Consider the following 11,428-nt stretch of genomic DNA (forward strand, 5'->3'; position numbering starts at 1 on the left):
CGGGTCAGCGCACTTCTTGGATGCGGACGAGGTTTCCGGCGGGGTCGCGGAAGGAGCAGTCGCGGATGCCCCACGGCTGGTCGGCCGGCTCCTGGACGACCTCGGCGTCACCGGCCTGCACCCGCTCGAAGGTGGCGTCCAGGTCGTCGGTGGCCAGGTTGACCGCGGCGAAGGTGCCCTTGGCCATCATCTCCGTGATCGTCCGGCGTTCCTCTTCGGACAGGTCCGCGTAGGCCGCGCCGGTCGGCTGCAGCACGAGCGAGGTGTCGGGCTGGCCGGGCAGGCCGATCGTGAGCCAGTGCTGGCCGCCGTAGTCGACGTCGTTGCGCACCTCGAACCCGAGGGTGTCGCGGTAGAAGGCCAGCGAGGCTTCGTGGTCGTGGTGGGGGAGGAAGGTCTGGTGAATGGTGAGGTTCATGGGAATCACGCTACTTTCGAGCGCGCTGCCGGGGCTTCTCGATTCCTGATCGCTTCGGCGGCCCGCCGGTAATCGTGCGGCGAAAGGCCGTAAGCGTCCTGGAAACGGCGGACGAACACCGCGACGGGCAGGCCGGCAATGCACGCGAGCGCCTCGACGTCCAAGGGTTGTGCGTATTCGGTGTCGATGCGGTCGCGGACGCGGCGCAGCAATACCAGCTCGCGGAAATGGTGGTGCGCGGCGACCTTCAGGCCGAGACACATGACGGAGTCCCTTCGTGGGTGCGCCGCCCGAGCACCGCCCGGGCCGCGATCGGGAGCAGCAGGAGGGTCAGCACGCCGGACAGCACGAGACCGCCCGTGCTGCCGGTGAGTTCGATCAGGGGCCCGCCCAGGGCCAGCCCGAGCGGGGCGGCCACCGTGGCGCCGGTCGTCCACAGCGTGACGACCTGCTGCTGCTCCCCGGGGGCGAGCCCGGACTGCAGGAAGCTGTACGCCACCGGCGTGAACGGCGCGTACACCAGCCCGCCCAGGCCGAAGACGAGCAGGGCCACGGTGAGGTCGCCGGTGACGGCGAGCGCGATCGGGCACAGCGCCCAGAGGCCGATGATCGCGACGAGCAGCGGCCGCTGCGGCAGGTTCCGCAGCCGGCTGACGAGCGCGGCGCCGAGGAACGCGCCGACCCCGAGCGCACCCCACAGCATCCCCAGACCGGACGCGCCGGCGTGCAGCGAGCCGCTCACGTACAGCGGGAGCGCCACTTCGACCGGCATGTACAGGAAGTTGAAGAAGAACTCGACGACCAGCAGCCGCGCGGCGACCGGGCGGCGGCGCAGGATCCGCCAGCCCGATTCGTGGGTGCCGCCGTCGCGCAGCGCGTCCCGGCTCTCGGTGCCGCGGGGCACGCACGCGAGCGTCGCGGCCAGCAGGATCAGCGCCCCGCCCGCGTCGACGAAGAGCGCGAAGCCCGCGCCGGCGGTCGCCACGACCACCCCGCCGAGCACCGGGCCGGCGATGTAGAGCGCGAACGTCGTGTTGAGCCCGAGCAGGCCGTTGACCGAGAACCGGCCGGCCTCGCCCGCGGCCGACGTCGCCAGCAGGCGGCGGCTGCTCGACCCGGCCAGCCGGAAGGTCGCGCCGAAGAACAGCCCGGCGATCAGCACCGGCAGGATGAGCCTGCCGGTGACGGCCAGGACGCCGAGGACGGCGAAGGTGCCCGACCGCAGCACGCAGTCGGCGACGAGCAGCGTGCGCGGCCGGAGGCGGACCCGGCCGAGGCCGATGGCCAGTGCCAGCACGGTGGACAGGACGAACGGCGCGGCCTCCACGACCCCGATGGCGATCGCTTTCGGGACGTCGCCGTGCAGGGAGAGCGTCTGCACGGGCATGGCCACCAGGAGCATGCCGGTGCCGATGTTGGCGAGCAGGTCGCCCAGCAGGAGCCCGGCGATCCGCCGGTCGCGCAGTACCTCGCGGTAGCCGAGTGCTGTCGTGGTCAGCGCAGTTCCTGGATGCGCAGGAGGTTGCCCGCCGGGTCGCGGAAGGAGCAGTCGCGGATGCCGTAGGGCTGGTCGACCGGCTCCTGGACGACCTCGGCGCCGCCGGCTTCGAGCTTGGCGAACAGCGCGTCGAGGTCCTTGGTCGCGAGGTTGACCGACGCGTAGGTGCCCTTGGCCATCATCTCGGCGATCATGCGGCGTTCGTCGTCGGTCAGGCCCGGCGTCGCGGCCACCGGCGTCAGCACGATCGAGGTGTCGGGCTGGTTCGGCGGCGCGACGGTGATCCACTGCATGTCGCCGTACTTGACGTTCTGCCGGACCTCGAAGCCGAGGAGGTCGCGGTAGAAGGCGAGCGAGGCTTCCGGGTCGGTGTGCGGGAGGAAGCTCGAGTGAATGGTGACGTCCATGGTGGTCACACTATGTGGCCGCCGACGGCCGCGCTTCTCGATTCCTGATCGGTCTGGTGACCTGCTTGGCCACGCACGGCGGCAGCCCGACGGTGGCCTCGGCCTGCTGCTCCCGGTAGACGCTCGGCGGCATCCCGACCAGCTCGGCGAACCGGGTGCTGAAGGTGCCGAGCGACGAGAAGCCGACGGTGAAGCACACCTCGGTGACGCTCTGCTCGCCCTTGCGGAGCAGGGCCATCGCCCGCTCGATCCGCCGCGTCATGAGGTACGAATATGGTGACTCTCCGTAGGCACGCCGGAACTGCCGGCTGAGGTGCCCGGCGGACATGTTCACGCCACGGGCCAGCGCCTCGACGTCGAGCGGCTGCGCGTACTCCCGGTCGATCCGGTCGCGGACCTTGCGCAGCAGCGCGAGGTCGCGCAGGTACTGCGCCGTGGCGGCGGTGCTGGTCACGGATGAATCCTGCCATATCGGGCGGGATCGAATGTCATGAAAGAGTCGTTCATGACGCCTGACGCCATGAACGACTCTTTCATGACATTCGGTGGCGGGTGAGCCGTCCCGGGGGTTCCCGTGCCCCCGGGACGGCCGTGCACCGGTGCTGCTTGACCGTGGAGCTCCTTCCGGCGGCATACCCTTCCGCCGGAACGACCTCCACGGCCCGTGCGCCGCGGCGGAGTGACCCACCGTGGCGCTCGACCCCGGGCCCCCGCCCGGTGCGCCGGAAGAAGGTCACCCCGGGGGCGTCGGGTTCCCTCGGGATGACCTTCTCCTGGCCCGCCGGGCGCTCGGTCTGGCGACCCCGACCGGGGTTCTACGGACGCGAGGCGGGCTGGGGGACGTTTGGGGCCGGCCACCACACCACCCAGCCGCGGAGGGGGCGTGGTGGCCGGCAAGGGGACGGAGGCCGCCGCGCGCAGCCCCGTCCCGGCTTTTCTCTACCTCCCCATCGGGATGGCCATGGTCGGCAGCGCCGCGCCGGGCTGCGCGGCGAACGCCGTGGTCGGCGGGGCCGGCAGGGACTGCGCGGGGAACGCCGTCGTCGGGATGTCGTTGGCGAACTCGCTCTCGAACTCGCGCTCGAAGGCCTGGTGGTCGAAGCCGCTGTCGAACTCCGGCGGCACGTCGGCCGCCAGCGCGGCGAGCGACGGCTCGACCGTGGGCACCTCGGGCACCTCCGCGACGGGCGCGGGCTCCGGCTCCGGCACGTAGTCGGGCGCGGGGAGACGCCGGTCCAGCTCGAGCATCCAGTCGAGCATCGCCCGCGGCTTGTTCCAGCACGAGACGCCGATGAGCCTGCCGTCGCGGACGAAGCCGGTGATGCCGTCGGCCAGCGACACGGTGTCCTCGGCCAGCGACGGCATCCCGCACATCTGCAGCCGCGTGTCGTACAGCGTCGACCAGGCGCGGGGGAGCGGGGTGAACGGCACGGCGCTGGAGCGGCCCGCGAGCAGGTTGTCCGCCGCGTGCCGGGCCGACTCGACGGCGTTGATCCAGTGCTCGACCCGCCGCGGGGTCTCGTCGAAGCGCAGGTTCGGCCAGCGCGCGATGTCGCCGGCGATGACGACGTCGGAGGCGCCCTCGGCGAACAGCTTCGAGTCGCAGAGGACGCCGTCGCTGATGTCGAGGCCGGAGCCGCGCATCCAGTCGACCGACGGGACGCTGCCGATGGCGAGCACGACGACGCTGGCGACCAGCAGCTGGTTGTTCGTCAGGTGCAGCCCGACGGTGTCCTTCGTGCTGATCCAGTGCCGGACTTCGCTGCGCATCGCCAGGTTCGCGCGGTGCTCGTGGTGCTCCTCGACGATGCCGCTGGAGACGGCCTCGCCGAAGCGGTGCAGCGGCGCCTTCGCGTGCCCGATCAGGGTGACGTCCCGGCCGATGTGCCGCATGCTCGCGGCGAACTCGTTGCCGATCAGGCCGGCGCCGATCACGACGGCCGGTTTCTTGCTCGCGTTGAGGCAGCGCCGCACGGCCATCGAGTCCTCGACCGTGCGCAGGATCCGCACCCGCGGGTCGTGCCGCGGCGCCCCGGGCAGGTGCCGCGGGTAGACGCCGGTCGCGGCGATCAGGCCGTCGTACCAGAGGGATTCGCCGCCGGGCAGGTGCACGACCCGCTCGGTGGTGTCGAGGTGCGTGACCCGTGCCCCGAGCCGCCAGTGCACGTCGAGGTCCGGCAGGTAGTGCGAAAGGCCCACGTCGCTGGGCCGTTCGGTCCCCATCACCAGCGCCTTGGAGACCATCGGCCGGTGGTAGGGCCGCCGGGCCTCGTCACCGATCAGCACGATCTCGCCGTCGAACTTCTGTTCCCGGAGGCGTTCCGCGGCACGCAGCCCGGCGACGCCCGCACCGACGATGACGATCCGGTCGCCGTCAGCCATCGAGGTCCCCTCTCATCACGACCGCCTGCATCGGGCAGCAGCGGGCGGCCATCTTCGCCTGTTCGATGGTGGTTTCGTCCAGCAGCCGCGTGTGGAAGCGCAGGCGGCCGTCCTGGCCGAGGTCGAACACGTCCGGTGCCTCCATGGCGCAGATGCCGTAGAGCTCGCACCGGTCGTTGTCGACGCTGATCCGGGGGCCGGCCCCGGGCAAGCGGAAAGGCATGTCAGGCCACCTGTTCTTCCACGAGGCCGATGCGCTCGAGCGTGCGGGCCGGCATGAACCGCAGCATCGACACCGTCACGGCCGGCACGAGCAGCGTGATGCCGCCCAGCCAGGTCACCGAGAGGTGACCGTTCGCGATGGCGCCGAACCAGGAGTGGATCGCGATCAGGCCGACGGCCGGGTACGCGCAGCGGTGCAGCCACAGCCAGCGCCGGTAGGACGTGAAGCGCTGCAGGCCGGCGGTGAGGAAGATGGCGAACATGACCTCGAAGCCGACCATGCCGGCGATGTGGCGCGCCTCCTGCCCGGAACCGAACGGGATGAACATGTAGGCGAAGCTGTACGGCTGGACCGTCAGGTAGGTGAAGCCCAGCGCGTGGACGAGACCGAAGATGATCGTCGCGGTGGCCAGCACCATGTGCGTGCTGCGCAGGCCCTTCCGGCCGGTGACCGAGCGGATCCAGCCGGTCGCGGTGAGCACGCCCCAGGTGAGCGTCAGCATCGCGGCCCCGTAGGACGTCCGGGCGGCGAAGGCCGCGAGGCCGCGGGCCGCCGGGTCGGTCTTCGGCTGGAACTGCTGGGTGAGGAAGATCGTTGCGTCGTGCCAGGTCTCAACCATGGCTACCCCCGGTTCTCGCAGCGGCCGGCCGGGACGTCCTGGCGCGGCCACGGTTGCTCTTGATCTGGCGCAGCCCGTAGAACAGCCCGCCGCCGAGCAGCAGGAACAGTGCCCCCACCACGGCGATCTGCGACGTGTCGAGGCCGAGCTGGATCCCCGTCGGCGCCGCGGTGGTCGAGACGACCGGGGCGGGCAGCGCGGTGTAGTCGACCATGCCGGTGCTCTCGAGCATCGTCATGTGCCGCATGACGGCCTGGTTGCCGACGGTCGCGAAGGCCCGCACGTCGTCGTTGCGGGTGCCGGCGCGCAGCTGCGCGAGGACGGCGAACACCGCGCCGTGCGCGGCACGCAGCCGGTTGGCGAAGACGCGGTCGAACTCCGGGCCGGGGGCGGCGGCCATCTGCTCGGCGAGCCAGCCGCGCTGTTCCTCGGAGGGCTGGTCGGGGACCGGCGAGTTCAGCTTCTGCGAGAGGGCGCGGGTCGCCACGTCGAGGCGGCCGTGGTCCATCATGATCGCGAAGCCGACCTTCTGGACGATCGGGCTGCCCTTCTCCATCGCCATCATGCCCGACGGCATCTCCCACAGGCCGGCCTGGCGGACCTTGGTCAGCAGCACCGCGTCGGTGTCGGAGATCGCGGTCGAGCCCGTCTGGGCGAGCGAGGCCGAGCCCGGGGCGAGCAGGGCCAGCACCAGCGCCACGACGAAGAGGATCCGGACCAGCGGCCGGGACCGCTCGAGGACGGACGGGGGATCGAAGTCGAACCCGGCCAGATCAGAGACCGAACGCATTTTGCCTCCACTCGTCCTGGGTCAGCGTGATCTTCTTGCCGTCCGGCGCGATCGGGTACCAGGCCTGGTCGAGGCCCTGGCCGGAGGTGTCGGCCGGTTCCTGGTCGCCGGTGAAGTGGTAGAGGGGCCACCCGGCGAGGGTGAGCTGCTGGCTGCCGTCGTCGCGGGTGATCTCGCCGATCAGCGACTGGTCGACGTCGACCGGCGGCAGGTTGCCGCCCGCCTTGACCGGGATCCACTTGGTCGCGCACGCACCGGTGCAGTTCGAGCGCGAGGGGTTGGGGGTGTCCCGGTCGTACCGGTAGATGGTGTAGCCGGTCCCGTCGACGAGCAGGAGCCCGAGGTCGAACGTCCTCGCGCCCCTGAGCTGGCTCTTCGCCGGGTTGTTCGGGTCGGCGGTGATGCCCTGCGGCATCGGCAGGACGACCTGCCCCTGCTGCTGCATGCCGGGCATCTGCATGCCGGCGGCGCCGCCGGCCGCGTAACCACCACCCGTGGTGGCCGCGCCGGCGGTACAGGCGGTGAGCAAGGCGAGTGCGGTGAGGCACACGGCGGCGGGGACCACCGGGCGGGGAATGCGGATCACTGCTCCTCCGTGGGGCATGACTACGCGCTGTTGCCGGTAGTGCAACGGAAAAGGGCGCGAAAGATCCACAGTGGACATTCGGTCCGGAGTGGATGCGGAGCGTTGCGGGGGACAACGCCTGGTCGGGGTCTTCGGTAGGGGATACGGACACGGTCCGGAAACGGTTCAAAAAAGTTTTGTCCCCGGTTTGCGTGCCGGAAGTACTGGACGTAGGCCGTCCGGCCCACCAGGATGTCCCGCGTGGGACGGCACACCCGAGCGCTGAGATCCGTCGATCAGGAAGTCGTCGAGCCCGGCGACGGCCACGACGATCTGGCGAAGGCGCTCTACCAGGAATTCGGCGGGTCGCTGATGGCGTTCGCGCTGCGGCTGACCGGGCACGACCGGCAGTGGGCCGAAGACGTCGTCCAGGAGACCCTGATCAAGGCGTGGCGCAACGCCGACAAGCTCGACCGCCAGCCGGAGATGCTCCGTGCCTGGTTGTTCACGGTGGCCCGGCGTATCGTGATCGACGGCTGGCGCAGCCGCAGCGTCCGGCCCCAGGAGCTCGAGGAGATCGAATCCGACGCGATCGCGGTGTCCGACGAATCGGACCGGACGCTCGCCGCGATGATCGTTTACGAGGCGCTGCAGGGCCTTTCGCCCGAGCAGCGGGAGGCCATCCAGCAGACCTACCTGCGCGATCGGACCGTGAACGAGGTCGCGGCGACCCTCGGGGTGCCCCCGGGCACCGTCAAGTCCCGCATCCACCACGCCGTCCGCGCCCTGCGCCGTGCCCTGCGCGAGCGGGGGTGAACTGAGCGTGGCCGGATCACCGCACACCGACGTCGCCGCCTACGTGCTCGGCGTCCTCAGCGAGGCCGAGAACTCCCAGTTCGAAGCCCACCTGATGAACTGCCCGCACTGCCAGCTCGACCTGATCGAGCTCTACCAGCTGCCGGACGTCCTCGACCTGGTGAAGCGCAGCTGGCCGGAGCCGCCGATGCCGGCGCCCAGCCCGCGCACGCTGTCGCCGGGCCCGCGGGTGCTGCGCGGCCTCATGGAAGAGGCCGCGGTGAAGCGTCGCCGCCGTCGCCGGATCGGCATCCTCGCCGGGGCCGCGGCCGCGGCGGCCGTCATCGCCGGCCCGCTGGTGACCCTCGCGGTCCGGCCGGCCGACGCCGTCCCGCCTGCCTCGCTGGCCGCCCCGAGCACCAAGCAGCCGCCGCCGAGCGTCCTGGCGACGTCCACCCCGCCGCCCGGGGGTGCCCAGGGCCAGCCCGGGGGCGGCCAGACCTACGGCCGCGGCAGCGGCGGGTCCGCCGTCAGCGCCCTGATCACCGTTTTGCCGGTGGAGTGGGGCAGCCGCGTCGAGCTCGAGCTGCGCGGGATCGTCGGGCCGGTGAAGTGCCAGCTGGTCGCCATCCCGGAGACCGGCGCCGAGCGCGTCGTCTCCAGCTGGTCGGTGCCGCCCAAGGGGTTCGGCATCCCCGGCTCGCCCGAACCGTTGCGCCTGCAGGGTTCGGTCTCCCTGGCGATGGACCAGATCAACCGGTTCGAGGTCCGCGGCGAAGACGGCACGGTCCTCGTCGTCGTCCAGCGCTGAATCTCTTTCTTTTCGGTGAAACGCCCTGACCTGGGTCAATGCTGTCCGGTTGCGCGCCAGCAGATAACGAAAAGATAACGGGCCGGTCGCTTTTGAACCTCAGGGCGCTCATGTCCGTATCCCCCAATGCATCCCCCGATGCATCCCGACAGCCGGAACCGCAACCATCCCGACGCCGGTTTCGAGCGATCTGAAGCTCCATTCAACGGTAGTTCTTGCCCGGGCCGCCGCGCCGTTGGCGCGCGCCCGGAAAAACGAACGAGGTGAACTGATCTATGGCCCGGAATTCTCGGCCCCCCGTGACGGGCAAACACCGCGTTGCCCGCCGAACCAAGATCGCGATGGGGGCGATCGGCCTGGCGATCGCCGTCGGCGCGCTCGCTGTCGCGGTCACCACGGGCCGCACGGGCGAAGCCAGCGCGGACGCTGCGGACCCCTCGCTCTACATCGACATCAACAAGGTTCCCGCCGGCTCCAACGTGAACGCGGCTGTGAAGAACAAGGGTGCGAAGGGTTCGTTCACCGTCGACTGTGGAACGAACGCGGACGGCGCGCACCACAACCCGGACAACTTCATCGCGCAGCCCGGGATCAAGAACGGCGCCCAGCACCTGCACGACTACGTCGGCAACGTGACCACCGACGCCGATTCCAGCTTGAAGAGCCTGCTCGCCGGCGACACCACCTGCAAGAACGGTGACCAGTCGGCGTACTTCTGGCCCGTCATCCGCATCGACAAGGAAGACGAGGCGACGAACGAGGGCAAGAACCAGAAGGCCAAGCAGGACCAGCAGGGCAAGACCGGCGACGTCCAGGAGGACAAGAGCGGGCAGGACGCCAAGGACGCGCAGGACCAGAACCGGCGCGAGCGCCAGGGTCAGGGCGGCGGCCGGGCGGGCCTGAGCGCCCAGCAGCAGGGTGACCAGAACGACGGGCAGCAGCAGGACGGCCAGCGTCGTCAGCGCAACCAGGAGCAGAACAACCAGCAGCAGGACCAGAACCGGGACGGCCAGAACCAGGACCAGAACCAGCAGCAGGACCAGAACAACCAGCAGAACCAGCAGAACCAGCAGGACAAGAACAAGAACCAGCAGAACCAGAACCAGGGTCAGCAGGAGGAAGAGCTCGGCGGCCCGCAGGGCGAGAACGAAGAGGTCGGCGACAACGACGGCGAGATCGTCGAGCCGGAGTCCGCGGAGCTGAAGTTCATCGGCGGTGGCGCGCAGCAGGTCGTCGCGATGCCGCTCGGGCTGAAGATCCTCTACGGTGACGCCAAGCAGAGCACGAACGGCCCGAAGAACGCCCGGCCCAGCTGGACCTGCACCGGCTTCGAAGACCGGCTGACCGACAAGTACCCGATCTGCCCGCAGGGCAGCAAGGTCGAGCGGATCCACGCGTTCCCGAACTGCTGGGACGGCAAGAACACCGACAGCGCGGACCACCGCAGCCACATCGTGTTCGCCGACCAGCAGGGCAAGTGCCCGCAGGGGTTCAAGAACGTGCCCCAGCTGCAGGTCACCCTGGTCTACGACATCCCGCAGGACGTCCAGCAGAACAAGCAGTACAAAGTGGACGCCTTCGCGCAGGAAGAGCACAACCCGCGTTCTGACCACGACGACTTCGCGAACGTGATGAGCAAGCAGATCATGGGCCGCCTGGTCAACTGCGTCAACTCCGGCAAGACCTGCGCCGAATAACGACACCGTCCGATCACTTCGAACGCGGGAAGGAGAACGTCCGATGAACCGTGCTCGCCCGGTTGCCGCGCTGCCGCTCGCCACGGCCGGACTCGCGCTGGTCGCGGCCTGCGGGACCAACCCGTACGCCACGTCCGGTGCCGGTCAGCCGCTGGTGCTCGGCGCGCAGCCGGCGAGCACGGTTCCGGCCGGCACCGCCGCCCGGCTGATATCGTCCACAGTGGACGGGCTGGGCACGGTGCTGGCCGACGCGGAAGGCCACACGCTCTACCGCTACGCGAAGGACACGGCCAAGCCGGCCACGGCGAACTGCGCCGGCCCGTGCGCGACGACGTGGCCCCCGCTGGTGTCCGACGGCCCGGCGATCGCCGCCGGCGTCGACAGCGGGCTGGTGGGCTCGGTGACCCGGCCCGACGGCCGCAGGCAGGTGACGGTCGGCGGCTGGCCGGTCTACCGGTACGCGAAGGACACCGGCCCGGGCATCGCGCTCGGCAGCGACGTCAGCGCGGACTGGGCACCGATCACCCCGGCGGGCGCCAAGGCAAACCCCGCCACGATCGAGACGGCCGAGGTCGACGGTCTCGGCAAGATCCTCACGGACGCGGACGGCCGCACCCTGTACTTGTTCACCAAGGACGGCAAGGGATCGGCAAAATCCACCTGCAACGCGGCCTGCGCGGCCCAGTGGCCCCCGCTCCCGGCGGACGGCCGAGTGACCACGGCCGCGGGCATCGACCCGGCCCTGATCGGCCGCATCCGCAGAGCGGACGGAACAAGCCAGGTGACAATAGGCGGCTGGCCGGTGTACACCCACGAAGAAGACGAGCCAGGCGAAGCAGCAGGCCAAGGAGCGGCCGGCGCCTGGTACGCCCTGGAGCCCAACGGCTGCAAGGCCGAGCCGGTGGCCCGAAGCCCGGAGATCCGGCAGGCACTGGCCCCCACATCCGGCGGGCAGTGACCCGCCCCACGATCCCCGGCCCGGCGGACACTTCCCTCCACCTCACCCCCCCCCGAGTCCGCCGGGCCGGTTGTTTCACAACAGAATCGCGGGAGTCGTTCCCGCACCGAAACCGCGGGAGTCGTTCCCGCACGGAAACCGCGGGAGTCGTTCCCGCACGGAAACCGCGGGCCTGGCCCCGCACCGAGATGGCGGGCTTGCCCCGCACCCGATCCCCGGCCCGGTGGACGCTTTCCCTCCACCTCACCCCCCCCGAGTCCACCGG

General features: G+C 70.5%; 14 protein-coding genes. 4 read left to right on the forward strand and 10 right to left on the reverse strand.

Annotated features, from left to right (window positions below):
* Nucleotides 1-4: 4 nt before the first annotated feature.
* The 10 genes from BLW76_RS16185 to BLW76_RS16230 all read right to left on the reverse strand — a co-directional run bounded on the left by BLW76_RS16185 (nucleotide 5) and on the right by BLW76_RS16230 (nucleotide 6,923).
* A complete protein-coding gene (locus BLW76_RS16185) occupies nucleotides 5-418 on the reverse strand; it encodes a VOC family protein (RefSeq protein ID WP_091319449.1) in 414 nt (137 codons plus the stop codon).
* A gap of 5 nt (nucleotides 419-423) precedes the next feature.
* Nucleotides 424-681, reverse strand: a complete 258-nt coding sequence (locus BLW76_RS16190; RefSeq protein ID WP_091307963.1) for an AraC family transcriptional regulator — start codon at nucleotides 679-681, stop codon at nucleotides 424-426.
* Nucleotides 666-1,820, reverse strand: coding sequence for an MFS transporter (locus BLW76_RS16195; protein ID WP_244170180.1), 1,155 nt, complete (start codon nucleotides 1,818-1,820; stop codon nucleotides 666-668). Before BLW76_RS16195 ends, BLW76_RS16190 begins: the two co-directional genes overlap by 16 nt.
* 92 nt (nucleotides 1,821-1,912) lie before the next feature.
* Nucleotides 1,913-2,323, reverse strand: a complete 411-nt coding sequence (locus BLW76_RS16200; protein WP_091319454.1) for a VOC family protein — start codon at nucleotides 2,321-2,323, stop codon at nucleotides 1,913-1,915.
* 10 nt (nucleotides 2,324-2,333) lie between these two features.
* Nucleotides 2,334-2,777 carry a helix-turn-helix transcriptional regulator gene (locus BLW76_RS16205; RefSeq protein ID WP_091307965.1) on the reverse strand — a complete coding sequence of 148 codons (444 nt, stop codon included), beginning with the start codon at nucleotides 2,775-2,777 and terminating at the stop codon, nucleotides 2,334-2,336.
* Nucleotides 2,778-3,262: 485 nt separating this feature from the next.
* Nucleotides 3,263-4,705: an NAD(P)/FAD-dependent oxidoreductase gene (locus BLW76_RS16210; protein WP_091307969.1), complete on the reverse strand. Its 1,443-nt coding sequence runs from the start codon at nucleotides 4,703-4,705 to the stop codon at nucleotides 3,263-3,265.
* Nucleotides 4,698-4,928, reverse strand: a complete 231-nt coding sequence (locus tag BLW76_RS16215; RefSeq protein WP_091307971.1) for a ferredoxin — start codon at nucleotides 4,926-4,928, stop codon at nucleotides 4,698-4,700. The genes BLW76_RS16210 and BLW76_RS16215 overlap by 8 nt, the downstream gene beginning before the upstream one ends.
* A gap of 1 nt (nucleotide 4,929) precedes the next feature.
* Nucleotides 4,930-5,547 carry a ferric reductase-like transmembrane domain-containing protein gene (locus tag BLW76_RS16220; RefSeq protein ID WP_091307973.1) on the reverse strand — a complete coding sequence of 206 codons (618 nt, stop codon included), beginning with the start codon at nucleotides 5,545-5,547 and terminating at the stop codon, nucleotides 4,930-4,932.
* Entirely contained in the window at nucleotides 5,540-6,337 is a 798-nt protein-coding gene (locus tag BLW76_RS16225) for a DUF4142 domain-containing protein (protein ID WP_091307974.1), read from the reverse strand. The genes BLW76_RS16220 and BLW76_RS16225 overlap by 8 nt, the downstream gene beginning before the upstream one ends.
* Nucleotides 6,321-6,923, reverse strand: coding sequence for a hypothetical protein (locus tag BLW76_RS16230; RefSeq protein WP_091307977.1), 603 nt, complete (start codon nucleotides 6,921-6,923; stop codon nucleotides 6,321-6,323). The genes BLW76_RS16225 and BLW76_RS16230 overlap by 17 nt, the downstream gene beginning before the upstream one ends.
* Nucleotides 6,924-7,163: 240 nt before the next feature.
* Between BLW76_RS16230 and BLW76_RS16235 the strand changes: the two genes are divergently transcribed.
* From BLW76_RS16235 to BLW76_RS16250, 4 genes are all read left to right on the forward strand, one after another.
* Nucleotides 7,164-7,718 (forward strand): sigma-70 family RNA polymerase sigma factor, encoded by a 555-nt coding sequence (locus tag BLW76_RS16235; protein WP_091307979.1) that lies wholly within the window; start codon nucleotides 7,164-7,166, stop codon nucleotides 7,716-7,718.
* A gap of 7 nt (nucleotides 7,719-7,725) precedes the next feature.
* The gene (locus BLW76_RS16240) at nucleotides 7,726-8,508 is read left to right on the forward strand and encodes a zf-HC2 domain-containing protein (protein WP_091307981.1); all 783 of its coding nucleotides are present in this window, start codon (nucleotides 7,726-7,728) and stop codon (nucleotides 8,506-8,508) included.
* Nucleotides 8,509-8,783: 275 nt separating this feature from the next.
* Complete coding sequence (locus BLW76_RS16245; RefSeq protein WP_091307983.1) at nucleotides 8,784-10,205, forward strand: DUF1996 domain-containing protein; 1,422 nt, start codon at nucleotides 8,784-8,786, stop codon at nucleotides 10,203-10,205.
* Nucleotides 10,206-10,248: 43 nt separating this feature from the next.
* On the forward strand, nucleotides 10,249-11,163 hold the full coding sequence (locus BLW76_RS16250) for a hypothetical protein (protein ID WP_091307986.1): 915 nt from the start codon (nucleotides 10,249-10,251) through the stop codon (nucleotides 11,161-11,163).
* The last annotated feature ends 265 nt before the right edge of the window (nucleotides 11,164-11,428 follow it).

This window comes from Amycolatopsis tolypomycina (assembly GCF_900105945.1).
Lineage (GTDB): Bacteria > Actinomycetota > Actinomycetes > Mycobacteriales > Pseudonocardiaceae > Amycolatopsis > Amycolatopsis tolypomycina.